Source organism: Floridaenema flaviceps BLCC-F50, from assembly GCF_041929275.2.
GTDB classification, from domain to species: Bacteria; Cyanobacteriota; Cyanobacteriia; order Cyanobacteriales; family Aerosakkonemataceae; genus Floridanema; species Floridanema flaviceps.
Map to the genome: position 1 here is coordinate 3,273,996 of NZ_JBHFNR020000001.1, position 26,546 is coordinate 3,300,541.

Here is a 26,546-nt window from a genome sequence, read left to right on the forward strand (position 1 = left end):
ACTCATCAGTAAATCTAAAAAAAATCGGTAAAATAGTTACATTTTTACCAGATTTTTATTATTTGTTTCTATAATATATTTTTTAATTAACTTGATGTTGGCTCATGTAGTTTGTAACAATAACATAAACTAGCTCAAGGAAAACTAATTGTTATTTATTCTTTAAGCTTGGTAAAAAAAATGTAATCTTTTGGCTAACAAAAACTAAAATTTAAAGTAGAAAAGGGAATCGGGGAGAATCGGGAGTGGCAACAATACTAGTGATCGAAGACGCAGCACTGAGCCGTCAACTGCTTCGCAGAATTTTACAACCTGAAGGTCATACAATCTGGGAAGCTAAAAATGGGCTCGAAGGGTTGGAAATACTTCTGAAACAGCAACAGCGACCTGACTGCATTTTAGTAGATATTTTAATGCCACAAATGGGAGGAGTGGAATTTCTTAAAGTAATGCGTCAGCAAGAATTTAAGATTCCCACAATTGTCATTACCGCTGATATTCAAGAAACTACGCGAGTACAATGCTTGGAACTAGGAGCAATGACAGTTATACATAAAATGGTTAAGCCAGACGAACTGCGCCATTGGATCAAGAAAGCATTGGAAAATCTACCCCAAGAAGAAAGTTATGAATCCAACACTTAGTCATATAGACGCTTTACAGGAATTAGTTAATATTGGTGTAGGTCGAGCAGCTGGGGTATTAAATGATATGCTCGATTCCCCAATTCGGCTACATATTCCAGAGGTGAGATTACTATCTCCTGAAGAGTTAAAACTAGAATTAAAAAGCCAATTTGATAATAGTTTATTGGCGACAGTACAGTTAAGTTTTTCGGGTTCATTTAGTGGTACGGCTGAATTAGTGTTTCCCTCAGAAAGTGCGGCGCATTTAGTATCAGTTCTGACAGGAGAAGCTCCCGGAACTCCTGATTTGGATGTGGTGAAAATTGGCGCTTTGTTGGAAGTTGGAAATATTGTTCTCAATGGGATAATGGGTTCTTTAAGTAATGCGTTAATTGAGCATTTGGATTATTCTTTACCAGCTTATAGTGAAAGTAAAGTAAATAACTTTCCCATTTTTGCAGATATTGATGAGAATACGAAAATTCTGTTAGCCCATACCTGTTTTATCATTGAGCAATTACAGATTTCTGGAGACATTATTTTAATGTTTACCGTCGGTTCTTTAGATACTCTACTCAAAGCGATCGATCTAACTTTTGGGGAAACATTATGAACGATCTAGAATTAGTTCAAAAAGAATTTGGGATTCTCGATCGCGTTCCCGAAGGAGTTTGCATTCTGCGAGAAGATTTCAACGTCGTGTTTTGGAACCGCTGTTTAGAAAATTGGACGGGAATTCCTCGCAGTGAGATTTTAGGAAAAAATATTAGTATTTATTTTCCCCATTTATCTCAACCAAAATACATTTTTCGGCTACAACAAATTTTCTCTGGAGGCCCACCGACGATTTTTTCTTCCCAATTACATAAATCAATTATTCCTTGTCAGTTATCAGATGGTAAGTGGCGAATTCAGCATACTACGGTAACACCTGTACCAGCAGTAAATGCTCAGGAGAAACAGAGTGAAGAAATTGGCGATCGCCCTCTTAAACAACCATTTTATGCCTTATTTGTCATCGAAGATGTCACTGATTTAACCCAACGCATCCAAGACTACCGGACTATGCGCGATCGAGCTTTAGAAGAAATTAGCGAGCGCAAAAAAGTAGAAGAAGAACTGCTTATAAGCCAACATTTTATTCAAAAGGTAGCTGATACTGCTCCCTATATTTTATATATATATGATTTAGTTAATCAACAAATATTTTATGTTAATGAACAAGTCAATATATTGTTGGGATATAGTATTGGAAAAATTCAAGCAATAGATGTAAATAACTTTGCCCAATTGATTCACCCAGAAGATTTAGATCTGTTTCCAGCACACTTTGCCAAATTCGATCGGGCGCAAGAAGGAGATATAATTGAAATTGATTATCGGATACGTCATAATTCGGGAGAATGGCGCTGGTTTCATTGTCGAGAAGTAATTTTTACCAGAACATCTGAGGGAAAACCGCAACAAATTTTGGGAACAGGGCAAGATATTAGCGAACGTAAAAAAGCCGAATTAGCTTTGCATTTACAGATAGAAAAAGAAAGGTTAATGGCGGGAATTACGCAACAGATTCGCAGTTCTTTAAACTTAAATGAAGTTCTCCACACGGCGGTAACAGAAGTCCGCCATTTTTTGCAAGCAGAGCGAGCGATCGTTTGTCGATTTGAATATAATGGTGAGGGGGAAAATCAAAATCTTAAGTTAGGAATAATTACCGTAGAATCAAGAGCTTATGATTGCCAAAGTATTTTAGGATTGAAGTTGCCTATTTCTTATTTAAATCAGGATTGTTGTTGTTTTTATCAACAGGATGGAATCAGAAAAATAGATAATTGTTGTACGGAATGTTCTTACTGTTATCATCAAGTATTACTCCGAAAGTGGCAAGTAAAATCTTGCTTAGAAGTGCCGATTCGCCAAGGAAAGAATTTATGGGGTGTTCTGATGGTGCATTATTGCCAATCAACTAGAAAATGGCAATCATTAGAAGTAGATTTAATGAAAGAATTAGCTAATCAATTAACGATCGCCATTCAACAAGCAGAACTTTACCAAAAATTGCAGGCAGCAAATCAAGAATTATCTCGGTTAGCTTCATCAGATAGCTTAACTCAATTGGCAAATCGGCGGCGGTTTGATGAATATTTAGCTAAGGAATGGCGCAGATTAGAAAGAGAACAAGCGCCCTTATCTTTGATTCTCTGCGATGTAGATTTTTTCAAAAAATATAATGATACTTATGGACATCAAGCCGGAGATTTTTGTTTACAAGAAGTAGCGATCGCCATTCGTAAAGCAGTAAGAAGACCAGCAGATTTAGTCGCACGTTACGGAGGCGAAGAATTTGCGATCGTTCTACCTCGTACTCCCGTTGATGGCGCATATCATGTAGCAGAAACTATCAGGAAAAACGTCATCGGGTTGAAGCTTCCTCATGGAAGTTCCCCAATTAGTCAGTATGTTACTATCAGTATCGGAATTACTACCATAGTTCCTAATCATCGATGTTGGCCTGCCAAGTTAATTGAAGCAGCAGACAAAGCCCTTTATCAAGCAAAGCAAGCTGGTAGAAATTGTGCGATCGGTCTGCGCGTAGAATCAACTACCGTTTAACAACAATCTTTTAGCGTTTGAGATAGCGATCGTACTCCTGTTTGACAATGTGGTAGCACTCGCACGTCGTTTTTTCCATCTCCTCTCGGTTGAGGATGGTGACTTTTCCACGAGAAGTCCGAATTAATCCAGACGATTGTAACGTTCCCGTAACAATGCTCACCGCCGGACGATTGGAGCCGATCATGGTAGCTAGGATATCCTGTGTTAACCGAAGTTCGGGAGTTTTAACGCGATCTTCGGCAGCTAACAGCCAGCGGCAAAGGCGTTGCTCAACCGAATGAAACCGATTACAAAGTGCCGATTGAGTCACTTGCATCAGTTTTAAATAGGTAAATGCCTTTAGTTTTTGCTGAAGAACGATCGAGTTCTGCAACGCATTGACAAATACTTCCGGGCTTAGCTGATAAGCTTCCCCTGCCACGATCACGTTTGTTTGCCAAGGCGTATCATCTCGCTCAAGCAGAAATGTTGTTCCCACCAATCCTTCAAATCCAGTAGCTCCAACTTCAACAGTTCCACCCTCTACAGTCGAATGCACCCATGAGAGCAGTGCAGTGCTGGGGAAATAAACCTGCTCGATTGGTTCTCGAATGCGGCAGAGAATTTCGTTTTGGCGCAACTGGACTTTTTTCAGATGGGGATGCAGAAGATCGTATTCGTTTGATGGAAGTGAATCGAGAATTAAGTTGCCTGACTGCTGACACTGAGCAGAATGTAACATAAATTTATTTCTATCCGTTCTCTGGCGAACGGACATTCCTTAGCTTGAGTTATTAGAGTGTTTATATCTAGAGAGGGATTCAAGCTAATAAGGTAATATGATAAGCTGTTTAAGCCCAAAATGGATTCTTTATATCGACGATTCAACCGATAATTGCGAGTTGGTCAAGTTCATTCTGACCGATGCCGGGTACAAGGTTGAGACGGTGCAAAAAGGAACCCAAGCCTTAGAAATGGCTAAATCTGGCAATTTCCAGCTTTTTATCATCGATTTATATTTATCAGATGTCAGTGGATTCGAGCTGATAAAAGAAATTCGTGCGCTCGATCGCTTCACGCCCATTGTGGTGTGTTCCGGTGATGTGCGCCAGTCGGTGCAAGATGAAGTAATGGGAATCGGTGTCCAAGCGTTCTTAGAGAAACCTCTTGAGCCTGATTTGCTGACTCGCACGATCGATGAAATTCTCAGCCATCATCGGCTGTTAAACTGCGTATGTTGAATCCCCAACGTGAAGTTTAGGAAAAGTGCGATCGCGCATTTAGGGACCCTTCGCCTAGACTAACTTTCCCTTAGCAGTGTCGGCTTGACTCGATCGCTAGGAATGGTTTTATCGTCAATATCAGATATTTCATCATCCGATCGATTAATGCGCCAAGTAATGTACCTGACTCCCGACCACCAACACAAATTGCAACCACTAAAGCAGGTACATTCCACCGCTACTGTTTCAAAGTCAAAAACCGATCCATCATCTGTCATAGTCATATTTGCAGCCGCCCGCTCAATAGTTAAATTAAGCCACAAATAGCTCGAAGATTTTTAAATCATAGATGCTCATTCGAGGGTAATATTGCGTCGTATCCATGATTCTATATCTGATTTTTGAATAAGAGACAGGCATAATAATATCGATATTTACAATTTTTCCACTAGCAGAAACCGGATCTTCGTTTGCCCAAATGGGAATAAAAGAATTACTCGCAGAATTAAAAACTGAAACCTCAGAATAACTCCTCATGGAGGCTGAATTAGCTATCAAAATTTTGGTTTTTATTTGGGTGAGCGCGGGCAACGTCACCGAAGGAATTACATCTACCCACCCTTCAGCCCAAGCTCCATCAGCCGTTTGAAATAAATTTGTTGAGGTTGATTCATCACCATCAGTAATAGCAGTAAGATTTGTGGGCGCTACTGCCCACACTCCCCCCGGTAGAAAAGAAGCGTTTAGCGTTAATTGTCTATATTGAATTGTGGCATTATTTTGTTTAATAGTACTTATTTGACTCAAAATATTATCAAGTTTTGTGTTTACTGTTGATAAATCAGTAGTGGGAATTTGACTGATTTTTGTTTCTAACACATTAAGTTGAGCAGCAATTGGAGTTAAGTCAACATCTGTTGAAGATGAATAAGGCATATTAGTTACTACTTACACATTCACAAACTGTACAATTTCCGGTTAAAGTTCCGCTACTAGGAGCAATCCATATTCCTGAAATTGACGTATCAGGAGGTGTTCCCGGTCCGGGGAATTCAAAAATGGTATAGGGTTTGATTTTGTCATCCCATCCACCACTTTCATTTTTAACCGTCCCACCATATTTAACTAGCAACGTTCCATTACTGTCGTTGTAGATAGTAAGTTTAGTTCTATTGGTTCTAGCATTAGCAATATTTTTGGCTGTAGTTACTGCTGTGGTAGTTGTTGCAGGAACGGGCGTGTTTTTAGGTAAAGTAACATTTCCAGAATTAGCGCCTACTGATGAAAAAGGTATATCAGGTTTACCTTTCCAGATTTTAATGTTTAAATTCGTCAGCCAGAAATTAGGGTCAATTCTTAGCTTGAAATTATTGGAATTGACGTAAACGTATTGATATTGTCCCAGCGTCAAAGTGTCTTTTTCGCCTACCACGTCGCCTATCGAGGAAGAAGACAGAACGGTAAAATCTCCAGCGCTGTATCCCTCGCTAGTGGAGCTAGCCAGAATTACGATGTCTTGAACCGTGAGGCCAGTAACTTCAAAAGATGCGATCGGACCGGGTGGAGTCGGTGCAACTTTTTGAATGTCATGTAGCAATTCTTCGAGGATCACGGTGCGTACTCCCACAATTCAATAGTTGCAGTTCCGATCCAAATGTGAGCCACAAACTCAACTTGGAACGGAACCACATCAGCAAAGCGATAAAGTTTCTCTCCAATAAATAACTGCCTGATTTCGCCCGTTGCTTCCCCAGCCTGAGTAGAATGCTTGGTCTTGAGCCAACCACACCTAATCCATGTCCTCCTATGAGTGCATTGAGCCTTAATCAAAAGTAAAGGCTGGGTAAATTCAAAACTTCCCAGCGCTGGATTATCCTCATCATTACTCGCACCATTAGCGGTGATGGTTTCTCGCAAGATAAAACCAGCGCTAGAGATATCAAGCATTTTCTACTACAAGTGCAGGAGCAGTTGCCACTGGAACATTGAGAGACAGTTCCACGTTTATCGAAATTAACTTAAGTTCCTTGTCTGTAAAAGACTGATATGCCCGACCGAAATAAAATTTGGCTTTCGATTTATCATCAAAGACAGCAATATCTTTTTGATTTGGGACAAAGGTTGCTCCATTGAAAAACTCAACCGCTTCACCTTTTTCGTTAACTGCAACAATTGCAAATTTTTCCATGTTCTTTTTTTCTCCTAATTAAATGGACTAATAGAAATTATCTATTAGTACTCGTATTTCACGCGGCGCACTGGTGTCGCCTTAACAATCTTTTTGCCAGCATAAGTCTTTCCAATCAAATTATCTAACGCGGTATCAGCTTTCTCTGGGGAACACAGTATAATCGAGCGCTGTTTCTTTGTGGCACTGACGCGGTAGGTAATAGCAATGGGAAAACAACCTCTCTCCATCGCTTCTGCTGCCCCTTCAGCCACAATTGCCTCAGAGATCTCTGCATCCGCTGCTACTTCCGTCCATCCGAGATCTGAGATGACGTTTTGGATGTTATCCTTTTGTCGGCGCAATAAAGCGACTTGGTTAGTTCCAACCTTGAGCTTATATAGTTCTTTCGGGTTTGCCATAACAAATAATCAAAAATTCAACTCAAATCACCGTAGCATCTGCACCTTGACTACAAAGCTAGGAGGAAAACTATAGTTCTCCGTGCTTCGGAGATAGACTCAAAATAAATTCGAGATATCAATTGAATTACCTAACGAGCGGGTAGTCATTGATCCGACTAAATGGGTCATAAAGCAATAGGCCCTTGTCTACTCCATAGAGCGACATGGAAGCCCAGCGGAACTTAACCGTCCCAGTCGGTCGCCACCGTCGCTTACGCCGCATCTCGCCATAAACTGTTTCAGTGCTCGGCACGTTGATAGAAGCTTTATGGGGGATATGTTCTTTAAAGTTTTCCTCATTGAAAGCGTGGTCGCGGATGCCAACGATCTTTCTACAGACATTGATAGCTTCTATTTCTGACTGAGCTAAGATCCGCAAGTCATACCCATTCTCATTATCCAAATAAGTGAATTTAGTCTTGCCCTTATTCCACTTAAAAGGATTTTCTCGCGTCCCCATTGCTGCTTTGACATCTCTAGCCAATTTAGCAGCTTTTGTTTCAGTCATTGTTTTATAAGTTTCATCCATTAACCGAAAAGATATTTCTGCTTCCATAGGTCGATAATCGTCAGGGGTAGCTGCTTTATCCTGAGAAAAAAATAAATGTACCTGCGGGTGATAAGTTACCTCATTTCTTTCCTGGAAAGTTTGGATTGGGTATCCATAATAAGCGGGCTGCCATTTAGCCGCCGCTCCAATATTGATATCAAAAAGCCACATCCTTAGAAGAGCAATAATTGCAGAATCGCGACTACTAATAGTACAAGCAAGTTTTAAAGAAGCAGGTCCGGTGACGATTTCTGCTTCTTTGCCTTCCTCGGATTTAAACCATTTATTAACTCTGGCATTGTGCAATCTTTTTAATTGAGTTTGCAAATGTTGCCAATCATCAAAACCCTCTGGTAATGGCATATTTATTCATCCTGATTTTTTAGGTGTTCGGGTTCTATTAGCACGCCTACGCTATTAAGTGCAGCCAGAATTTCCGCGTCGCTAATTGGTTTATTGTTTTCGGTTAGTTTGGGCAGGTCTTCTTTGAGAGTTTTTTGGAATTTCTCGTTATTCTCTTTGATGTCTTCTATATTTTGTTGCACAGATAAAGCAGTAGAGGTTAGCTGTTCAAATACCTCTGCGGTATTCTGCACGCCTTCTAAGAAATTAGTCATGCGAATCCCCCAAGTGTTTCCTCTAGAATAGTTTTCAGGAAACCAAGGTCCACCATTAAAAATCACTCCGGCTTTTCTTAAACTGTTACCAATTTTCCCGGTATTTTCACAAGCTAAAGTAGCTAAACTGCCAACATTATCACCAAGTTCTCGAACTGACCAAAGTAGGGTATTACCCGCCGATACGATTCTATTAGCTGCCGCCCAATCTGCTTTAATTTCAGTCCATAATTGCACGCCGAAAACAGTTTTCATTGTGTTATCTAGAAACTCTCTCACACTTTTACTGGTACTGATTTCTTCTCCATCTGCGTCGGTTACTCCCATTGATTTTAGGATTAGATTCATAGAGTTATCAACAACTGAAAACAGGGTAGTGCCGATATCTCTACTTAGATTAAGCGCGTTATGAATAGTTGTAATGAGTGTCAGAGCTTGCATGATCTCGCTAATATTTATCATGCTGCCTAGCTTCTTTTTGACATCTTTAAAACCACCATTCATCCCTTTCCAGGTTGCATAGCCGATAGTCCCAGCAGCTACCGCTGTCCCGCCTGCAATGGCTGCTGTGTAGTCAGCATCCCCTGTGGCGTTAGATGGTACTCCTTCTGTTGCAACTTGTAGTTTGGCTTGAGTGGTAGTTACAGAAGTTTTGATTAAATCTAATGGTCTACCAGGCGCTTCAACTGCGGCTGTTGTCAGCGTCGCTACAGCCGCAGCGCGATTATTAAATTGCCATTCTTCATTTATTTCCCACTTAGTCCGAGCAAATATATCCATTTCGGATTGTTTGGTTTGAATGCTGCCAAGTGTACTAACAGCAGAGTTTATTTTTGATATTGTTTCTGTGTGGTTTGACTTAATTAACGTTTCTAAATTTGCCACAGTTACCTCCAAAGTTTGAATTTTTACAGCTTGTTGTTGTAATTGTTGTTTCGTAGTTCTCTCTAATGTTGCTAGTCCACTTTTAAGCGCTCTATTTTCAGCTTGCAGCGAACCGATTTTTACTTCTAATTCGGCTTTAGCTTCATAAAGATAGCTAACACTTTGACCGATTTGATCGAAGGTGTACCAAATCTCGAAAGCTACGACACCAAAAGCTACGAGTACAGCAACAATTTGACCGACTAAAGGTAAAACCGCTTTACCAAAATTAAGCAATGAACGAATCCCACCATTGATCATGCCGGAAGCTGCACCTTTAAAGGCATTAGCCCCCCCTTGCAAAGCTTTAAAAGCATCGTCTAAAGAGTTTGCAGCTTCTAGGGCGATTTGATTGAGTGGATTGTTTGGCATCGGCATTGTGATAATTGCTGATGTTGCAAAAGTCCCCAGTATTGGAGCAACTGATGCGTTCATGTTTTCCATCGGGTTGGTCAAATCAGACTCAACAAACTTCTTATTAAGAAGTTCATTTTCTAATAAATCCCCTATTCCATCTAAGTTGCTGATTATGTTTGAGTATTCTGCGCTTCCGCCATTAGGTTCAGGCATAGTTTTATGGTGGTAATTCCCTTAATCTTCTATCAATGCTTCTGAAACGATTATTTAGTTGATGGTATTCATCAAATCTCATACAAAAAAAACTCTCTCTTGCTATTCAATGCGGTAGCTATCGAGATTTTTATATCACCTCCAGGGAATGACGATGGGGGATTATTGATGATGTAGGAAAAATTGGGATTGGTAGTAGTGCTGGTGGCGGCTCGGCTTGAATAAAAAATGATTCGCTTTTGTTAATATCACGATTAACAAAAGCAATATTTGTATAAGTTTTGTAATAGTGAAAAACACTACTGACATATTCTCCGTTAAACATCCGAAAGGGAGTGACTGATGCGTTCAAGCTCTCCATCGAGTTGGTCAGATCAGGTTCGGTGAATTTTTTATTAAGAAGCTCATTTTCTAATAAGTCTCCAATACCATCTAAGTTTCTGATTGTGTTTGAGTATTCTGCGCTCCCGCCATTAGGTTCAGGCATATTTTTATGGTGGTAATTCCCTTAATCTTCTATCAATATTTCTAAACCGATTGTTTAGTCGATCGTACTCATCAAAACTCATACAGAAAAACTCTCTCCCACTATTCAATGCGGGATCTATCGAGATTTTTATATCGCATATTGGGGCTGGTGTGATTATTGGTGGTGTAGGAAAAATTAGAATTGGTGGTGGTGGTGGTGGCTCTGCTTGAATAAAAATAGGTTCGTATTTCTCAATCCTAGTCCAAACAAAAGTAAGTCCTGTAGACCCCGGAAGATAAGTAAAGAGATCGGAAGGAAATGTTTCATTGTAGAAATAAAAGTGTCCAACTATGAAGCTGTTGGGCATCAGGTAATCTGTAAAACTTGTAGAACCAATACCAGAGGTATTTCTCCTTTCTATGAATGGTCTTTCTGAAAGCGTTACCCTCTGCAACGACGCACCACTATCATAAGTTCCCGTAGATATATCTTGATATGTATGGACGCGGAAACTTCCGTCACCTTGCCGAGCAAAACTTGCAACAAATGCAAATTTGTAAACTTTTTGACCTATATAAATGACAGTGTTAGAAGGAAGTGTACTTCCTGATGGATACGAAAATTGAGATCGGCTTTCAATTTCTTGACGATTAAACAATTCTCGATCAAAAACTGGTAGCTTTCTTCCTTTATCATCTACTTCCCACGTTATATATTTATCTTCAAACTCTGGGTTTATTCCAGATACGATTGGCATATATTCCCACTTTTATGCAGAAGTTCGATATGTTCTGTGTTTTCACTGATTGCTTCAAAGCCTGTCAGGATATACTATTTAATTAACTCTTCACAAGGAGAGTAACAAGGGATTTCCAACAATTAAGCGAAAGTCGATATTTTTGGGAATTTTTATTAAATAAAAGTGGGAAGGAATTATGAAAATTGACAGGCATGGTAAAGCAGAATTTTTATCCCCAGAATATTGCAAGTTAATTAAAGAGCATTTACCCACGCCACGAGATCGGCTAATTTTTGCGATCGCACTTTACACAGGTGAGCGCTGGGGAGCGATTATTCAACTTGATGTGAAATATGTTTACAAAGATGCCAGAAACTCTATACCGCAAGACGAAATAACTTTTACCGCCGCTACTCGTAAAGGCAAGCGCGATACCCGTCAAGTGTTTGTTCATCCAGCACTTAAGGAACTTTTGCTAGCTTATCAACCGCCGCTGCAAGGTTGGCTCTTTCCTTCCCCCCACAACCCAGAGCAACCGATTGACTTTTCAACAGCTGACAAAATGCTGCGTCAGGTCCTAGAACGTGCCGGACTGTCTGATAAAGGCATCTCGACACACTCAACTAGGTTGACATTCATCACCACGTTGCACGAGCAGGGATACGACCTGCACACTATCCAGCAACTTACTGGGCATCGTAGTTTATCTACACTCGCTGGGTATATTAAGCCAAATGGCGATCGACTAAAAAAAGCGATCGCCTCACTCCCTTCCTTTAATACAAGTTTGGTAGCAGCATAATGGACTTAGCACAACGTATTATCAAGTACATGACCGATAAGGATTATCGAATTTCCACAGAACCCGGTCAGGTCAACATTGTTTACATTGAGGGCGTTAACCCCGACGGTACGATAAATGCCGATCGTTTGGATGAGTGGAATGATTTGAGAATTGTCATTACTTTTCAGTTTGGCAATCCGGTCATTGTAGGTAAGTACATCGCCACTACCGAGCCGGGACGGAAATACACCATGCAGCCAATGAATCGCAATGGAGCAGCGCGAATTCAGTTCGGACAGTACAAAGCTTGGCGCGTTGGAACTCATGGAGGTTCTCAGCCACACGAGGCACTCGTGCAAGTTACCCCGGTGTCGGTGTGTCGGGACTTAAATAAGGATGGGGTTAGGACTGGGGATAAAGTCCACACTGGTTTGTTTGGGATTAACCAACACTGGGGATATGACATGAAAAATGTCGGTGCTGCCAGCGCTGGTTGTTTAGTTGGTCAAAGCCGGGAAAGCCACAGACAATTTATGGGATGGGTGAAGGCCGATCCGCGCTACCGGACCGATCGCAATTACATCTTCCGCACCACCATTATTGCTGGCGACAAACTATGACTGTTTGGGTAATGGCGGTGTTACCGGGCCTGACATTTCCATCATTCTACGCAGTTGACAGATCTCTAACACTAGGGTTTGATTCTGGTCGCGTAGCACTTTGTTCTGTTCTCTGAGGTCTTTAATCATTTCTTGCAGCATCGCTCGATCTGCCTGGTCTTCGGCAATCTCAGCCATTTCTTCAGCTTTGGAAAGTTCTAACCTGTGCTGCCACCAGTCCGAAACGGACTTAACGATTTCTCTGACAATTAAGACTCCTAAGCCTAATCCGATGCTGCCACTAACTAAAATGTCACCCACCGGAGATGTAGTGCTGTCGGGTAACGGAATATCAATATCTGGCTGTTTGTTTGCTGTGGCGATTAATAAAGCTTTCATAATTAATGTGATAACTTGTAACGCTTTTGTTACTATCTTTCTTCATTGATTCCCACTTATCAATACAGAAGATAAAATCTTTTGAGAGTCTTTAAAAAAGGCAGTATATCTTACTATTTATCTGTACTGGTGCTATTTGAGGGGTCTAACCCTTCATCGGTAGTATATATGGCGTACTTGCTTAAGTTTATCCGTAGAGATTCTATAATCACCTGGGCTTTACTTTTCCCTTCAACTTTCATGGCAATTTGTATTAGCTGTGAGTCTAGTAAAGTGATTTTGGTGAACAGGGGAATGGTGCGGGGGCTGTCGTCAATTTCCCCAGTTCCCCTTTTAGATTCATGCCCTTTCCTTCCCAATTATTTATTACCACTAATTTTGGTGTGTTTTCTCCATGCTTTTATCATCGCTTCTATTTGTGATGGTTGAGCGCCACAACTAATGGCATTTTCGATCTCCCTCATTCTGTTTATCGCCAAAGGTGAGGCAGTATTACCACCGGGGATATGATGTTTAACTACGCGGTGAATCCTATCGCTTCTGTCGATGTAGCTGTAGCGGTAATAAAAATTTTCCTGCTTAACAGGATAAATTTCTACCCACTGGTAAGGTTGTTCGCACGTTGGTTGATTTGGTTCGCACGTTACTCCAACGTGCGAACGAGTTTCTTCAACGTGCGAACGAGTTTCTTCAACGTGCGAACGAGTTTCTTCAACGTGCGAACGGGGTAAAATTACTTCGTCTTCCCCCTGCATATCTTCCCAGTCTGGATGGTAAATAATGTCTTTTGAGTATGGCTTTAAATCGAATAATGTGGGATTGTCCATTGGTTAATTAATTGGGCTAAAGTGTAAAACATTGGATCGCTCAACAAAGCAACCTGTGCTAATAAAATGGGTTCCTATTACTAGGAACCCATTTCTTTTTTAAAATTCGTCAGCTTCCTCTATCGGATGAACGAGTAAGTAAGACATATTATTAAGTTTTGCAGCTACATATTGTGCTGTGGCGTGAATGTGTAGGTCACTTTGTACAGTTGCTTGCTCTTGGTCTGTGAGATAGCACTGTAATTCAGAAAGTTCTCGGAATATTTCTGATAGTTGTTGCCAACACGCTGCATAATCCCAAGAGGGATCTGATACTGTTCCTATTGTCATAGATTCAAATTCTTGATGTTTGGATTCGTCGTGAGCAAAATGTTCTCTGTTTTCTGGGTAAGGAATGCGACTTTTATCGCTCATGTCTCCAGAAACGATGAATTTATAGTTGAAATTTTCTTCTTCTAAACATCTGTCGCAAATTACTGCGAGTGCTCCTTCTGGCGGTAAATTACAAACTACACATCCCCAGCCGTTACCAGGTACTGGTTGTTTAAAGTCGAGGCAGATGAAGTTTCTGACTGGGCGTTCAGGTGATGAATCACAGCCACAGACACAGCAAGTACCAAAGTCCTCAAAGTCTTCTGCTGGGATTGGGACAAATTCTTTCAATACATCATCATCAAGTCGTTCGGACATGGTTAATAATCCTCCTCATAATATTCGTCGGTTTCATCAATAAATACTGGTGGTTCTTCTCCCCATTCGTTGAGCCAAAAATCTTCTTCTGCTAGGTGGGTATTGGCACAAAGTTCTACTGGTTGTCCTGGTTGCATAAACATGAATAAGCTGGGGGCGATGGCTTTACACGCTTCAAAAATTTTGCGATCGCACCCCTGCCAAATGTGGCAATGGTTAATGTAGTGAGTGCCCTTGTAGGTAAGTTCAATTTTGCAGTAGTGGTAATGCCAGCGGCTTTTATCTCCCCAATCTTGCGGTCGCGAGAAACTGAGTAGTTTTTGTTCGCACTCTTCCCCTTCTTCATCCAGTTCATAAAGCGTGTAGCAGTTATGCACTTCTACCACTGGTAATTGTTCAACGCCTGGTGTTGAAATTGCAGTTTCAGTCATTTTTTTACAGTCCCATTGATTTTAAGTAGCGCTCTAATTTGCCGGAAGCTGCGTCTTCTACTGTGGCAATGATGATGTCTGGCACTGGTTTCCCGTCTGGAGTTACTACCTGTAATTTGACTGGGATGTTTGGCGGTAGTGCTTGTTTTACTTCTGGTAGTTCCAGAGCCACGCTGTAGATTGCGTAATCTTCTCTTAGGCAGGGAATTACCATTGCTTCGTGGTGTGGTCTCAACAAAGGTAGGCAGGTGTTGAGGATGTGGTCTTTGGCTTGTTCTATTAGTGTTTTTGGCATCTTGATTCTGTTTAAAAGCGAAACATAGTTTAATTTCACGGAGTCAAACGCTTCCCAAATGGAGATTAATAAACTGCTCTATCTCGAACAAAGCTTTTTTGACTCTGGCGCGATCGGACCGATAGCGCTCGGCATCCGTGCAGGTTGCCCAGTGAGTCATCCCATCTGCATCAATGGGAGTAAATTTTCCGCTCTGTGTCTTTACCCAGCGAATTGGTTGTCCGCAGGCTTTGCAGTATTGTTCTTTGGCTTGAGTCATGGTCGTTGATGTTGGTAAGGTTTTTTAAAACTCGACAGTTTTCGGCACTTTGGGCCAACCCCCATTTGCTAATTTTGGTAGTAGTCCTCCCTGGTATTCCCTGGTAGCCACAGTCGCTTAAAGGTATTTGGATTGGGGCAGATTTTTGTAGAACCTGGTCATGGAGCACCCGAACCTGTCCCAAAAAAATCCAAACCATCTCCTAATTTCAAAGGCGGGAATTTCCCGCCCTGCTGCACTGGTTTACTGTTCCACCTCCTCCTCACTAGACGCTCTATTAACCACTAGGGAGTGCTTAATAGATTGGGCAAATTCTTCAAAGGAGCAACCGACTGTTTTTAAGTACGACTCAATCTGAGAAGGAGTCATCTTTGGTTCTTTAGAACTGGACTCCCAGACATAAATAGTCTTTTCGGTTACTCCAACGGCAGTAGCTAGTTGTCTGCGAGTCAAACCAGCACGTTCGCGCAGGTTCATCAGCGTAAGCTCATCAACAGGGTTTTCTTCCATAAGCACCGATAGGTATATACCAGTCGGTGCATACTTGACAGTATACATTATCCCTTTTACTATTGGGTTTATACCGACTGGTATAGTTGGTAGACGCAAAAATGGGCAGCTACCCCAAGACAACCGATCAGGGTGCGTCAAAGTTTCACTGCCCATCCCTATATTCCTGCCAATGGAAACCATAGAAAATACCCTGCAAGCAAAATTTGTCAGGGAAAAAATCAAACGCCTAAAACATTGGCTCGTTCAAACAACATGGACATCACCGAACAACTGTTAAACCCCCACAATCAGTGGGATGACTACCGAGCATCACCAACGGAATTCTTCTCTCACGTAGAAGATTCAGTGATTGCCGATTTACTGGGGCTAGAAGAAGTATCTTCCCGCACCGCAGCCAACGAAAAAAACGCTCTTTACTGGTGTTCTCAAGCTGCCAAATATGGTCAGTTTGGCTATGTAGTAACGGGCATTTGGTTGAATAGACTCCGCCAATGGAAACACCTCTGGCATCGCAAAGCCAACAAATTTGGCGACTTCTGCCAACAACTAATCGGTAGAGGTAGCTGGTACGCCAATCGAGTCATCAAAGCTGCCAAAGTCTGTATGGCACTAGTTCGTCAAGGCTTTAAAACCTTACCAACCTGCGAAACCCAAGCAAGACCTCTCACAAAATACCTAACAGAAAATGACCCAGTTTTAGGAGATTATTGCTGCGATGAAATGTTTGATAAATGGCAGGAGGTTATTGATAGTGCGCCGCCAAAAAAAGGCATTACTGCTAATCATGTAGTAGCAATTATTGACGGTGAAGAAAACACCAAAAAGTCTATTCGGACAAATGCCAAAACTTACGGACGCTTAGAAAAGATGGCTCTTGATGCTGGGATGAGCAAAGAGGAATATCTTAACCACTTGTTAGATAAGGAATCAGGAATAGAACCAGAAGAGGAAGAAGAAGCCGAGCCGGAAACAGAGGAAGAGAAAGCTAAAAAAACACAAACTTGGTTAAAAGATATTGAGACTTTAGTTGATGAGTTTACAGCCCTGACTTTTGGCTTCCCACGTTCGACAAAGAATTCACACGCTGGTGTTGACGCAAAATCCGGGTGAACTTGAGGAGACAACCTGCCCATGAAACTAGCAGAACTACAACAGCTATCAACCAAGGAACTCAAGGAACTAGCAGCCAAAGAAGGAGTTACTCCCAGTGGCGATAAGCGAATCCGAATTACCTGGCTCGAAGCTTTAGAGCAATACTTCAAGCACAAAGAAATTCTCAACTACCAGCCAAAACATTACCAAGCTAAACAAACAGAAGAGGGTGAATGTTTTTACCGCCGTCGAGATGTCAGCAGTTATTGGCGGCATTGGGCTGGCAGCTGGCTATTGCTGAAGGTGCATCTCCGCGAACTAGATCGGCACCTCAATCAACTTATGTGGGAAGCTGCTTTGGCTGAGTTCCGCCTCGACTGCTTCCTGGTCGCTGCATCTCCCCGTCCTCCATAACCAGGGAGGGCTGTTTGTTGAGGATGGGTGTTGAGTTGAGGTGCAATCTATGAGTAATTAAGCCGCGTCCAAGTTCTACTAACTGAAGAACACATGATCCTGTTATTGCGATCGGTCCGATTAGGTTAGATCGATCGCGATTTCTTCCCAAACAGTTCGCACGTTGGTAGTCATATCGATCTCCTACACCGTTAATTACTAACAAATGAATGATCCAAAGATTCGACATCGAATGTAGCTGGAGAAACCTAATGATCGGGGTTTACTTCCAACCCGTCTATTTAGGCAGAGGAATAATCTTTTGGATTTATCCCTGCCCCTTTATCGCTATCAGAATAGATGCCAGATGGAACAAAAAATAAGGGTGCATTATGTTGACACATCACTTAATTAGTTTAATCAAGCGAGAACTCGATCAATCAGGCGAAAACTTTAAGTTTTCCCAAAAATCAGGACTATTGCTGGTAGAACACATCCAAACAAACAACCTTTATTTTGTCGCTTGGGACTCCTATCGCGGTGGTTCATTCCAAGTAATGCCATGCCAGAATTCCGAGCTATATGATTTAGTTTCCCATCGCGTTCATAAAGCGGTACAACTTTACAACGATCAAGTAGCAGCCGCCGAACGCAGAAAAGTAACCGTCAAACAAACAATTTAACCCTACTAATTTGAGGAACCAAATATCATGGGCATTCAAGTAGATGCAATGGACGTAGGCAAGGTCAAAACGCAGTTGCAGGAATACCTACAAGTAATAGTCGATCAGGGTGGTGATGCTGTAGCTGAAATAGAATGCGATGAATTGCGAGACAGTTATATTGTCATGCTAGTACTGCGAGAAATGCACTTAGAACTACTTTCTAAGAAAATCACCCCTGTTGTCAAACTGCGTCAAAAAAGGGACACACAAGAGGCACTTGAAGCTGCAATGATCATGAAAGCTTTCGCCATCGCGACAGAAAAGTTGCAAAAATTTTCTCCTGAAACTGACTTGAAAACGCTCAGAGAGCAATTGGCTGAACAAGCTTTAGATTCTTTTAAGGGGAAAACCATGTCAGCCGTAATTGATGAATTACAAAAGGCTTTCCCGGAATTTGAAAGATTAATAGAACGATAGTCATTAAAAAGTGATCGCACTACGAGTCCCAAGTGCGATCGCTTTTATGTACAAAAATACTTAACAAATAACAACAATCTTACCACAATTCGCATACGACATCAGTGAAAATAATTCTATGCACGGGAAAAGGAAAGCAGATTAAAGAAGTTGATATACCTTGCGCGTTACCTCCAGATATCATTACTTGGCAAGGCCAAATTTTTATGTATTTCTCAACAAGAAATGACAAGCCTTGTTACTGGCAGGCAAAATATTACGCACTCAAAGATTAACAGTTCGGGTCTGTATTTTAAACTTTTATTTCACCTGTTTAAAATGCGATCTCTCAAAGCGTCAGCAAAAATCCCGCCTGATGATGGCTAGCCTGACTCCCTAGCCGAAACAGGGGAATCCCTCCCCTGTCGCGGATCGAGTCCAAATCATCCGCACGGTAACACAATTTGCAGCTTAGGGCTTTGATGTTGAAACAGGCTTAACGGCTTTCGTCTTTTCATAGGCTCGGCTGCACTCGTTACCGTCCCCCAGTGCATTAAATCTCAGGTCTTGAGAGTGAAGTAGGCTCATTGTGGCCTTCGGGTGATTCGTAGACTCGCACTACCGGGGAATTTTGGAAACCTCACCCAGGAAGGAACTGAATGATTATTGTTGGGCTTGATGTGTGCAAGTCCTCTGTCGCTGCGTGCTTACTCACAGAGCGACCAGATGACCCACGCCAATATTATTACGATGCAGAGTTTTTAAAAATCTATGCCGATGCTTCTGGTATTAAACAACTACTAGACCTAAAACCCGACATCGCAGTGATGGAACCGACAGGCGTTAACTACGCTAAATTATGGGGAACCCATCTCGCTCGCGCCGGAGTAAAAGTCTTGCTAGTTGGACACACCCAATTACGCTACTACCGAGAAAGTCACTTAGAACTACCCGATAAGGATGACGACGCTGATGCTTTGGCGCTTGCTTGTTACGCCTTTGACTATTTAGACAACCCAAGGCGGTTTCTGCAAGAACGCGACTACACGATTGTCAGAATCAGAGAACTGGTACTACGACTAGCGCACCTCAACCGAGTGCAGTCCCCCATTATCAATCGCTTGCGTCAAGATTTAGCGTGGCAGTTCCCGGAAGCTGCGTTAGTGCGATCGGTCCGTTGCAGCGACAATGTGCCGCTTCTGTGGGGGTGGCTTGCCGGGGAAAGGGAATCGAAAAAGTATGATAACCTTTATGCTCAGACGGTCGGATTAGGTCTAACGCCTACAGTTCACCATCACGCTTCCAGAATATGCGACCTGCAACGGGAAGAGATGAGCATCGAGGGAGAGCTTAAACAGCTGATAGCCGATCCTAGATTCCTTCCTTACCGTAAAGTGTTTACCCGTTTCGGTTTTGGTCAACGAGTGGAAGCACTTATCCTCAGTCAGATTTACCCGTTTGAGAACTTCCTTAACCAAGATGGCAAACCCGACATCAAAATCCGCAAAGGGCGAAAGAGTGGTAAACCAACTAAGCGCCACCTCTCCCGCCGCCGATTTGAGAAAGCGCTCGGTGTTTCCCCGACGCTGGAATCCTCTGGCGATAAATCCCGCAATAAAATCGTTGGTGGCTCTGACTTGTGCCGGAAAGCTTTGTGGCAGTGGTTGTTTACCAGGATTGAGCCGGAAAAAGGCAGGTTAAAAAATGCGATCGGTAAATCTTTAGGTGCGGCGATGGATGTGGAAAAGTCGGCTGGTAGACCGATAAAGTTAGTTCGATCCAGGTGTTGCGCCAAAGCAGTTAGACTGCTGTTTAAGGAATTAGTTACAGAGTTCTCCCATTAAGTTTTAAGTCCCCTTGTTAAGGGGGACTTCTTCTTTACAAGAATTGTTGCTAGAGTGAAAAGACAAAACAATATAAAGAACTGTGACAATTTCGCCCTATTGCCTTGAAGCCATGCTTGCGCGTCGGTCGCGATCGTCCTTTATCGGTAAAGATATGCGATAACATCACAGATGTAGTACAAAACACATCTGAACTCAGTTATGGAACCAGATACATTACCAACTGAGGTGATTCTGACGTATCCGCGTCGTTCTCTGGGTAAAATCAACCTCGACTGGACACCTCAACCCGGAAACTATCTCAATTTAGAAGGTCAAACTTACGCTGTTTTAGAACGCAGTCACCGCTACCAATATAAACTAGGTGGCTATCAACTCCATAAAATAGCCCTTTATGTCCAATCAGCGCCAAATACTGCCGACAGAAGTTTTTATAATGGTCGCTGGGTAGTGGGAGACGCTAGTTGTCGGTTTAATGCACATTCGGAAATTATGCGTTGTGCAGTTAATCCAGACGGGCCATGCGTAAACTGTCGTCATTATGAATCATCGGCTGCTGCCCAATAAAGTTCCATCACTGACCATTTTCTAAAACCTCTCCGACTGTTAAACGAGTTCCATTCACAAAATCCCATCCCGACTGGGGACGTTTACCAGCTATTTGAACTTCTCTAAGTAGCAAAAGTCCCTCTCCGGTTTGAATGATGGGCCCAATTCCCTTGGCAAGACTTACGACTTCCCCTGGTTTACCAACATGAGAAGATAAATTAGCCCAGTCTTTTTCTAACACTTTCAAGGATGGGGGTAAATCTGCCCAGTACTCGGAGCCAAGGGGGGCAGTAGCGGTAATTTTGAGCGAATTTCCCCGTAAAGTTGCTACACAATCGGGATAAAATCCTCTAATTTGGTTGTGTAATGCGATCGCTTTCCGTGACCAATCGATCGCATAATCCGGCTTTTTAATCAGAGAAGCATAAGTAGCTATGGAATCATCTTGAGGAATCGGTTCAATTTCTTGGCGCTGCAATTTTAACAGGGTTTCTATTAATAAATCTGCCCCTATTTGAGATAACACTTTAGCTAAATCTAGGGAATTATCTAATAATGCGATCGGTGTCTTTGCTTTTAACAACATGGCACCAGTATCCATCCCCGCATCCATCAACATGGTAGTAATACCCGTTTCCTTTTCCCCATGATACAGACACCATTGAATTGGGGCAGCACCTCGATATTTAGGCAAAATGGAACCGTGAACATTCACACAACCAATTTTGGGCATATCTAAAATTTGCACAGAAAGTATTTGCCCGTAAGCTACCACCACGAAAACATCTGCTGCTGTTTCTTGCAATAAAGCCAAAGTTTCTTCATCTTTTTTAATTCTGGTTGGTTGCCAAACTGGTAATTGATGAGTTAAAGCCAACTCTTTCACCGGAGAAGGTATTAATTGATTACCTCTACCCCGACGTTTATCCGGTTGAGTAACTACAGCCAAAACTTCAAACTCTGGATGATTTAACAGTTTTTCCAGGGTAGGAACCGCGAATTGTGGTGTGCCAAAAAAGATGATTTTCATTAATTAAGTAAAAGGAACAGGGAACAGGGACAAAAGGAAAGCGAAAATCTAAAATTTATTTGGGGGTTACTTTAATTTCTACCCGGCGGTTAAATTGCAGGTTGGTTTGATTTTCATCGTTAATTAAAGGATTAGTTTCGCCGTAACCTACAGGTATCCAGGTATAGGATCGATCCAAGGTAGAGGAGAGATATTGCGCGATCGCTTCTGCTTGGCGAAAGGATAACGCCAGATTGTTACTTGCTTCACCCACACTATCAGTATGCACGCCGATCGCAACCGTTGCGCCTGGGTAATTTTTTAACTCATCAACCAACTTATCCAAAACTGGTTTTCCCTCAGTTAATAGAAAACTTTGGTTATCTTCAAACAAAACATCCGCAGGAAATTTTGCCACCAGAGTATCTCGATTAATCAGCGGTTGGGTAGATAAAGCTAATTGACTAGCGCTTGGGAGTTGAGCCAAGTTTACCCGCAATTGTTGCCGAATTGCTTTAATTCTGGCTTCTAGTTTAGGGTTATTGCCCCTCGTCTTTAACTGTCTTTCCCAGCGTTGTAACTCTGTTTCCAGTTGCTTCCTTTGCGCCGTTGTCAATTGCGCCTTCGTCTGGGGTTGAGCAGCAACGTTAAGATTATTACTACTCTCATCAGCATCCATCCCTGGAATTATTTCCGGTACTTTAGCTACCAAAGGTTTTTGCGGCGTTGATGCAGGATAAACAGTAGCTAATGCCACACCCAACAGGGCAGCGAAACCACCTCCTACCACCAACAATAAAAGTCTAAACAGAAAAACTAAGAAAAATCGCCCCATATTGATTTTCATAAGTTTATCGGGAGCCAAAAAAACTTAATCCTGTTGAGCCTTTTTTGTCAAGTCACCTAAAGAAGTAAGTTCTATTTAACCCCGTAAAACAACTAGGGAAGGTATCTTAAAAACCATAAAAAAATTCCCACCTACTCTAGCAATTTGTCCAGATATGTATAGAATATGCTCAACCGTTCCTTTGGCCGTTCCTCCTTACACTAGAAGCGCTCTCAAGAGAAATAGCAATGTTTAAACGTCCACTGCATATCTGTCAGTATCTAATCAAACCACGCCAGTTAACCCTGACAACTGTGCTAGTTATCGTTTCCGCTTTAGTTGCGGGAAATTTATCGGCTTCTGCTAAAAGGGTAGTACAAGTAAAAGCTGTTACGGAGCAAGTACCTAATGAAAAAACTGTTCCCGCAGTTCGCCCAACTGTGCCAGTAACAGAACCATCTCAAGCTCAGGTCGATCCTTTGGACAGTCCCTATCCTGTACCTTGGAATTGGGTGATGTCAACTCATGAACAGGTGAGTTCTACTAAAGGTTCGGGAGTTCGCTTCTACCGCACTCCCTCAGTGATTTCGCCAGATGGTAAGTATGCGGCTTACAGTCGGGTGCAACTGCGAGTCAAGCCGGAACTCTATCAGAGTCATGTTAGTAGTGTGATGTTTGTGGAGAATTTACAAACTAAACAGTTGCGAGTGGTGACGGCTAGTTCTCCTTTAGCGAACAATCCGAATAAAGCCAAAGAAGCTGGGGATATGCCTGGGATTGTGACTATTTTAATCCCGGTTTCTTGGTCAGCAAGTGGCGATCAACTTTTGGCGCGTCAGTTTGAAGGTAGCCTCAGCGCCAGTGATGCTTCTGACTATGCAGTAGTTTGGGATCGCAATAGTGGTCGCAGTAATACAATTTCTCCTAGCAATGCTGCCGAATATGGTCAAGCAATTTTGCTAGGTTGGAGTAAAGCTAACCCAAAAGATGTGATTTTCCAAGCCGGGGAATTAGGCGACGAAAAACGTCAATTATGGGCAGTTAATATTCAGGGTAAGACGATCGCCGCTAAACTTGAAGATCAGCCGATCGTTTTTGGCAGCACCGTAAAACAAGCTTGGGCAGGCCCTCAAGCTGGTTGGTGATCTAGATCCCCTCTAGATCCCCGACTTCTTCAAGAAGTCGGGGATCTAGGTAGCCAAAAACTGAGTTACTAACTCAATAGCTGAAGCCGGATTTTGCGCGATCGCCACTTGATCTTTAGCTAAACTTTGAAAAAAAGCTTGGCTATTGTGATCATTATTTAACAAAATTACTTTTTTATTTGCCCTCAAAGCTAAAGCAATTTCGGAAGCAGTTCCAGCACCCATACCACAAGCAATAATCACATCGCTGGAAAGCACATTAATATTATTTCGCGCATTTCCTAAATCGGTAACAATGGCAATATCTACAGCAACAGAAGCAGTGGTAATATCAGAGGAAGGAAGAATACCGACGGTTAAACCATTGGCGGCTTTTGCACCTTTACTGGCAGCATCCATTACACCTTCATTTCTTCCCCCTGTGAGCAATACCCATCCAGCTTGGGCAATTAATTTTCCTAGCTGATAAGCATTTTCTAAATCCAGGTTTGTGGCGTTATTGCCAGGGCCCATGACACCAATAATAATTTTTCTCATCACAATCTCTAAGTTTTTAAAATGGCAAAAATATCTATAGATACTGTCAAACAAATGCGGCAGGAGTTGCAGGACGATTCCCAACTAAATTTTAACTTTATGATTCTGACCATAGGTGCTTGTTTGATCGCTACCTTTGGTTTAGTTAGCAATAGTGCAGCTGTAATTATTGGGGCGATGATTGTTGCACCATTAATGATGCCGTTGCGGGGAGCAGCTTTTGGGGCGTTGGAAGGAGATCCAAAGTTATTGAGCGAAGCTGTTAAATCGATCGCCATTGCCACTTTGCTTTCAACTCTAACTTCATGGTCGATCGGGCGTGTAATTGGTTTACCTGAATTTGGCTCGGAAGTTCTGGCTCGCACTGAACCAACTTTACTGGATTTGGGAGTGGCTGTAACCGCTGGTGCGATCAGTGGTTTTGCTAAGGTAAGACCAAAAATTAGTGATGCTTTCGCCGGAACTGCGATCGCCGTTGCCTTAATGCCCCCCATCTGTGTAGTTGGCTTAACTTTATCTCAAGGAATTTGGAATTATAGTTGGGGCGCTTTCTTACTTTATCTGACCAATCTTTTGGGCATTGTCCTTGCTTGTATGTTGGTGTTTATCGGTGCTGGTTATGCTAAGTACAACCATGCTTTCAATTGGACTTTAGGGATGGCTAGCATTTTAGTGATCCCTTTGGGAATCAGTTTTTTTCAACTCCTCAGACAAGCCCAACTTCACCACACGATCAAGACGATTCTCCTTAACCGTACTATTACGGTGGGTCAAATGGTGGAACTGAAACATACTAATGTTGACTGGTCAGCCAAGCCACCAGTAGTTTACTTGACAGTGCGAAGTAACAACCTGGTTACTCCCAACCAAGTTCACCTGGTAGAAAATTTCCTTTCCAAAGAAATGGGCAGACCTTTTACTCTGGTGTTTCAAGTTGAACAAATTCAGGAAGTCAGAGCCAAAGACTCCGTAGATTCACCTAAAGAATAATTTTTACTTCCGTACAAGAGGACTCCAAGGCAGAAAGTTCCCAGAAAAGAAGGTTTGTCTTCAGCTTTTTTTCCACAGTATAGTTATTTATGCTACGCTCCACTAGTTACTTCTACTATTATTTCTGGTTTGTACTGTTAACTAAGGGCTGCGTGTATTCACATAAACTTTAAACAGCCGCTTCTCAGGGGAATTGGCTGGAAACCTTGTCAACTTTATCTTTTGGTAAATCTCAAGTAAAAAAGCTCAGATGAGATGGTTATAAAGTTTATGTAAAATTACTGATAAGTGCTTGAGTTTACGGATAAACTTACATAAGTTAAGTAATAAGCAACAAAAAACAGAGTAAAATTACATAGTAATTTCTTCCCTCTGGTCTGTTCGAGTTACAAATTGCCTGAGTAGCTCTTACTAGCCTGAAGTGTTGGCGATCGTACTCCGTTAACATCTACTCAATCAAACGGTTAACTCTAGGGGAATCAGTAAAATGTATATGAGTAATACCATAGAAACCATTACAGGAAAGAATGGAATAAATAAGAGGAATAGTTATAAAGAATTAGTGGCAAAAAATTCGGCAATAAAGTTAGTTACAACTCCTGCCAAATTAAGAGCAAACGATATAGTAGATTGGTCAAAATTCGGTAAAGAATTTGATTTGCTTTCCAGTCCTTTGCGGGTTCATTCTCGCAATGGAGTCCAACTAAAAGTAAGTTCTAGCGGAAATTTTCTGCGACTTGATGAAGGTAGCGGAATCAAAGGAAAATTTCCATCAGGAGACAAATTACTGTTTTTAGAGTTTTCTGATAGTGCAATTACAATTGATTTTGCTACCCCTATTTTTGGTATTGGTACACAAATTCAAAGGGCATTTTTTGGGGCTTTCACAGGAGTAATTGAAGCTTTCGATCAGAGTGGTAAAAGTTTAGGCAAATTCAGTGTTCGCGGTAACAGTGACAATCCTGATAATGACTCAGCACCATTTATCGGTGTACTGAGTAAAACCGCTAATATTAGCAGAATCATCTTATATGTACCAGAAAATGGTGGTTATGGCTTTACTATTAACGGGTTGCATTTAGTCACTCGCAATTGGCAGCATAATGCAGGTTTTTAAACTACACCCCAAAAACCCGGTTTCTTAAAGAAACCGGGTTTTTTTTAATCATTGAACCGGGACTGTGGACGGGGAGGGGTTTGGGGTGGGGTTGGGTGCAGCGCATCTTCCTAGAGAATTGGTATGAGATCTTGCACCATGAAGCGGAGCCTGGAGTTTCTCGTTCCCTGGTTGAACCAGGG

Annotated in this window: 36 protein-coding genes; 15 read left to right on the forward strand and 21 right to left on the reverse strand. The window is 41.9% G+C overall.

The genetic code is table 11. From position 1 onward, the window contains the following. The first annotated feature begins 245 nt into the window (after nt 1–245). From ACE1CI_RS15750 to ACE1CI_RS15760, 3 genes are read left to right on the forward strand one after another with little or no spacing between them, the layout of a single operon-like run. Nucleotides 246–644, forward strand: a complete 399-nt coding sequence (locus tag ACE1CI_RS15750) for a response regulator (protein WP_413266002.1) — start codon at nt 246–248, stop codon at nt 642–644. After that, nucleotides 628–1,239 carry a chemotaxis protein CheC gene (locus ACE1CI_RS15755; protein ID WP_413266001.1) on the forward strand — a complete coding sequence of 204 codons (612 nt, stop codon included), beginning with the start codon at nt 628–630 and terminating at the stop codon, nt 1,237–1,239. Before ACE1CI_RS15750 ends, ACE1CI_RS15755 begins: the two co-directional genes overlap by 17 nt. Further along, a complete protein-coding gene (locus ACE1CI_RS15760; protein ID WP_413266000.1) occupies nt 1,236–3,239 on the forward strand; it encodes a diguanylate cyclase domain-containing protein in 2,004 nt (667 codons plus the stop codon). Before ACE1CI_RS15755 ends, ACE1CI_RS15760 begins: the two co-directional genes overlap by 4 nt. Before the next feature lie 10 nt (nt 3,240–3,249). Here the strand turns inward: ACE1CI_RS15760 and ACE1CI_RS15765 are convergent, their stop codons facing one another. After that, nucleotides 3,250–3,963 (reverse strand): Crp/Fnr family transcriptional regulator, encoded by a 714-nt coding sequence (locus tag ACE1CI_RS15765; RefSeq protein ID WP_413265999.1) that lies wholly within the window; start codon nt 3,961–3,963, stop codon nt 3,250–3,252. 97 nt (nt 3,964–4,060) lie between these two features. On the opposite strand from ACE1CI_RS15765, the gene ACE1CI_RS15770 reads away from it, so the two are divergent. Continuing rightward, nucleotides 4,061–4,462: a response regulator gene (locus ACE1CI_RS15770; protein ID WP_413265998.1), complete on the forward strand. Its 402-nt coding sequence runs from the start codon at nt 4,061–4,063 to the stop codon at nt 4,460–4,462. Between the two features lie 59 nt (nt 4,463–4,521). Here ACE1CI_RS15770 and ACE1CI_RS15775 read toward each other — a convergent pair whose 3' ends face one another. The 10 genes from ACE1CI_RS15775 to ACE1CI_RS15820 all read right to left on the reverse strand — a co-directional run bounded on the left by ACE1CI_RS15775 (nt 4,522) and on the right by ACE1CI_RS15820 (nt 10,962). Beyond that, nucleotides 4,522–4,728 carry a hypothetical protein gene (locus tag ACE1CI_RS15775; protein WP_413263973.1) on the reverse strand — a complete coding sequence of 69 codons (207 nt, stop codon included), beginning with the start codon at nt 4,726–4,728 and terminating at the stop codon, nt 4,522–4,524. Nucleotides 4,729–4,756: 28 nt separating this feature from the next. Further along, a complete protein-coding gene (locus ACE1CI_RS15780; protein WP_496615502.1) occupies nt 4,757–5,380 on the reverse strand; it encodes a hypothetical protein in 624 nt (207 codons plus the stop codon). A gap of 1 nt (nt 5,381) precedes the next feature. Continuing rightward, complete coding sequence (locus ACE1CI_RS15785; RefSeq protein WP_496615503.1) at nt 5,382–6,056, reverse strand: hypothetical protein; 675 nt, start codon at nt 6,054–6,056, stop codon at nt 5,382–5,384. Next, entirely contained in the window at nt 6,053–6,391 is a 339-nt protein-coding gene (locus tag ACE1CI_RS15790; protein ID WP_413263976.1) for a hypothetical protein, read from the reverse strand. Before ACE1CI_RS15790 ends, ACE1CI_RS15785 begins: the two co-directional genes overlap by 4 nt. Further along, the gene (locus tag ACE1CI_RS15795) at nt 6,384–6,632 is read right to left on the reverse strand and encodes a hypothetical protein (protein ID WP_413263977.1); all 249 of its coding nucleotides are present in this window, start codon (nt 6,630–6,632) and stop codon (nt 6,384–6,386) included. The genes ACE1CI_RS15790 and ACE1CI_RS15795 overlap by 8 nt, the downstream gene beginning before the upstream one ends. 44 nt (nt 6,633–6,676) lie before the next feature. After that, nucleotides 6,677–7,033 carry a hypothetical protein gene (locus ACE1CI_RS15800; RefSeq protein ID WP_413263978.1) on the reverse strand — a complete coding sequence of 119 codons (357 nt, stop codon included), beginning with the start codon at nt 7,031–7,033 and terminating at the stop codon, nt 6,677–6,679. A 127-nt stretch (nt 7,034–7,160) separates the two neighbouring features. After that, a complete protein-coding gene (locus ACE1CI_RS15805) occupies nt 7,161–7,988 on the reverse strand; it encodes a hypothetical protein (RefSeq protein ID WP_496615504.1) in 828 nt (275 codons plus the stop codon). A gap of 2 nt (nt 7,989–7,990) precedes the next feature. Continuing rightward, on the reverse strand, nt 7,991–9,736 hold the full coding sequence (locus ACE1CI_RS15810; RefSeq protein ID WP_496615505.1) for a hypothetical protein: 1,746 nt from the start codon (nt 9,734–9,736) through the stop codon (nt 7,991–7,993). A 130-nt stretch (nt 9,737–9,866) separates the two neighbouring features. Next, on the reverse strand, nt 9,867–10,223 hold the full coding sequence (locus tag ACE1CI_RS15815; RefSeq protein WP_413263424.1) for a hypothetical protein: 357 nt from the start codon (nt 10,221–10,223) through the stop codon (nt 9,867–9,869). A gap of 4 nt (nt 10,224–10,227) precedes the next feature. Further along, entirely contained in the window at nt 10,228–10,962 is a 735-nt protein-coding gene (locus ACE1CI_RS15820; RefSeq protein WP_413263425.1) for a hypothetical protein, read from the reverse strand. A gap of 178 nt (nt 10,963–11,140) precedes the next feature. On the opposite strand from ACE1CI_RS15820, the gene ACE1CI_RS15825 reads away from it, so the two are divergent. Further along, nucleotides 11,141–11,746, forward strand: coding sequence for a tyrosine-type recombinase/integrase (locus ACE1CI_RS15825; protein WP_496615506.1), 606 nt, complete (start codon nt 11,141–11,143; stop codon nt 11,744–11,746). Continuing rightward, complete coding sequence (locus ACE1CI_RS15830; protein ID WP_413264859.1) at nt 11,746–12,348, forward strand: hypothetical protein; 603 nt, start codon at nt 11,746–11,748, stop codon at nt 12,346–12,348. Before ACE1CI_RS15825 ends, ACE1CI_RS15830 begins: the two co-directional genes overlap by 1 nt. Here the strand turns inward: ACE1CI_RS15830 and ACE1CI_RS15835 are convergent. The 7 genes from ACE1CI_RS15835 to ACE1CI_RS15865 form a co-directional block, all read right to left on the reverse strand. Further along, entirely contained in the window at nt 12,343–12,726 is a 384-nt protein-coding gene (locus ACE1CI_RS15835; RefSeq protein ID WP_413264858.1) for a hypothetical protein, read from the reverse strand. The genes ACE1CI_RS15830 and ACE1CI_RS15835 overlap by 6 nt on opposite strands. 359 nt (nt 12,727–13,085) lie before the next feature. Beyond that, complete coding sequence (locus ACE1CI_RS15840; protein WP_496615327.1) at nt 13,086–13,553, reverse strand: hypothetical protein; 468 nt, start codon at nt 13,551–13,553, stop codon at nt 13,086–13,088. A gap of 99 nt (nt 13,554–13,652) precedes the next feature. Then, a complete protein-coding gene (locus ACE1CI_RS15845; protein ID WP_496615328.1) occupies nt 13,653–14,243 on the reverse strand; it encodes a hypothetical protein in 591 nt (196 codons plus the stop codon). Nucleotides 14,244–14,245: 2 nt separating this feature from the next. Then, nucleotides 14,246–14,674, reverse strand: a complete 429-nt coding sequence (locus ACE1CI_RS15850) for a hypothetical protein (protein WP_496615329.1) — start codon at nt 14,672–14,674, stop codon at nt 14,246–14,248. A gap of 4 nt (nt 14,675–14,678) precedes the next feature. After that, nucleotides 14,679–14,969: a hypothetical protein gene (locus ACE1CI_RS15855; protein WP_496615330.1), complete on the reverse strand. Its 291-nt coding sequence runs from the start codon at nt 14,967–14,969 to the stop codon at nt 14,679–14,681. A 43-nt stretch (nt 14,970–15,012) separates the two neighbouring features. Further along, nucleotides 15,013–15,228: a hypothetical protein gene (locus ACE1CI_RS15860; protein WP_496615507.1), complete on the reverse strand. Its 216-nt coding sequence runs from the start codon at nt 15,226–15,228 to the stop codon at nt 15,013–15,015. Between the two features lie 243 nt (nt 15,229–15,471). Continuing rightward, nucleotides 15,472–15,738 carry a helix-turn-helix domain-containing protein gene (locus ACE1CI_RS15865; RefSeq protein WP_496615508.1) on the reverse strand — a complete coding sequence of 89 codons (267 nt, stop codon included), beginning with the start codon at nt 15,736–15,738 and terminating at the stop codon, nt 15,472–15,474. A 255-nt stretch (nt 15,739–15,993) separates the two neighbouring features. Here ACE1CI_RS15865 and ACE1CI_RS15870 point away from each other — a divergent pair, with 255 nt between their 5' ends. The 6 genes from ACE1CI_RS15870 (at nt 15,994) to ACE1CI_RS15895 (ending at nt 20,758) form a co-directional block, all read left to right on the forward strand. After that, nucleotides 15,994–16,851 (forward strand): hypothetical protein, encoded by an 858-nt coding sequence (locus ACE1CI_RS15870; protein WP_496615509.1) that lies wholly within the window; start codon nt 15,994–15,996, stop codon nt 16,849–16,851. A gap of 21 nt (nt 16,852–16,872) precedes the next feature. After that, nucleotides 16,873–17,247: a hypothetical protein gene (locus ACE1CI_RS15875; protein WP_496615510.1), complete on the forward strand. Its 375-nt coding sequence runs from the start codon at nt 16,873–16,875 to the stop codon at nt 17,245–17,247. A 371-nt stretch (nt 17,248–17,618) separates the two neighbouring features. Next, entirely contained in the window at nt 17,619–17,909 is a 291-nt protein-coding gene (locus ACE1CI_RS15880) for a hypothetical protein (protein ID WP_496615511.1), read from the forward strand. Between the two features lie 27 nt (nt 17,910–17,936). Then, the gene (locus ACE1CI_RS15885) at nt 17,937–18,368 is read left to right on the forward strand and encodes a hypothetical protein (protein ID WP_496615512.1); all 432 of its coding nucleotides are present in this window, start codon (nt 17,937–17,939) and stop codon (nt 18,366–18,368) included. Nucleotides 18,369–19,006: 638 nt separating this feature from the next. Continuing rightward, nucleotides 19,007–20,191, forward strand: coding sequence for an IS110 family transposase (locus ACE1CI_RS15890; RefSeq protein ID WP_496615513.1), 1,185 nt, complete (start codon nt 19,007–19,009; stop codon nt 20,189–20,191). Nucleotides 20,192–20,392: 201 nt separating this feature from the next. Beyond that, nucleotides 20,393–20,758: a DUF6464 family protein gene (locus ACE1CI_RS15895; RefSeq protein WP_413267175.1), complete on the forward strand. Its 366-nt coding sequence runs from the start codon at nt 20,393–20,395 to the stop codon at nt 20,756–20,758. 7 nt (nt 20,759–20,765) lie between these two features. Here the strand turns inward: ACE1CI_RS15895 and fmt are convergent, their stop codons facing one another. Both fmt and ACE1CI_RS15905 read right to left on the reverse strand, forming a co-directional pair. Next, nucleotides 20,766–21,770: a methionyl-tRNA formyltransferase gene (gene fmt / locus ACE1CI_RS15900; protein ID WP_413267174.1), complete on the reverse strand. Its 1,005-nt coding sequence runs from the start codon at nt 21,768–21,770 to the stop codon at nt 20,766–20,768. Between the two features lie 55 nt (nt 21,771–21,825). Continuing rightward, on the reverse strand, nt 21,826–22,596 hold the full coding sequence (locus ACE1CI_RS15905) for an OmpA family protein (protein ID WP_413267173.1): 771 nt from the start codon (nt 22,594–22,596) through the stop codon (nt 21,826–21,828). A gap of 227 nt (nt 22,597–22,823) precedes the next feature. On the opposite strand from ACE1CI_RS15905, the gene ACE1CI_RS15910 reads away from it, so the two are divergent. Further along, nucleotides 22,824–23,720: a hypothetical protein gene (locus ACE1CI_RS15910; RefSeq protein WP_413267172.1), complete on the forward strand. Its 897-nt coding sequence runs from the start codon at nt 22,824–22,826 to the stop codon at nt 23,718–23,720. A 45-nt stretch (nt 23,721–23,765) separates the two neighbouring features. On the opposite strand, the gene ACE1CI_RS15915 is transcribed toward ACE1CI_RS15910, so the two are convergent. Continuing rightward, complete coding sequence (locus ACE1CI_RS15915) at nt 23,766–24,257, reverse strand: TIGR00725 family protein (protein WP_413267171.1); 492 nt, start codon at nt 24,255–24,257, stop codon at nt 23,766–23,768. 21 nt (nt 24,258–24,278) lie between these two features. On the opposite strand from ACE1CI_RS15915, the gene ACE1CI_RS15920 reads away from it, so the two are divergent. After that, on the forward strand, nt 24,279–25,247 hold the full coding sequence (locus tag ACE1CI_RS15920; RefSeq protein WP_413267170.1) for a DUF389 domain-containing protein: 969 nt from the start codon (nt 24,279–24,281) through the stop codon (nt 25,245–25,247). Nucleotides 25,248–25,740: 493 nt separating this feature from the next. Further along, on the forward strand, nt 25,741–26,364 hold the full coding sequence (locus ACE1CI_RS15925; protein ID WP_413267169.1) for a hypothetical protein: 624 nt from the start codon (nt 25,741–25,743) through the stop codon (nt 26,362–26,364). The last annotated feature ends 182 nt before the right edge of the window (nt 26,365–26,546 follow it).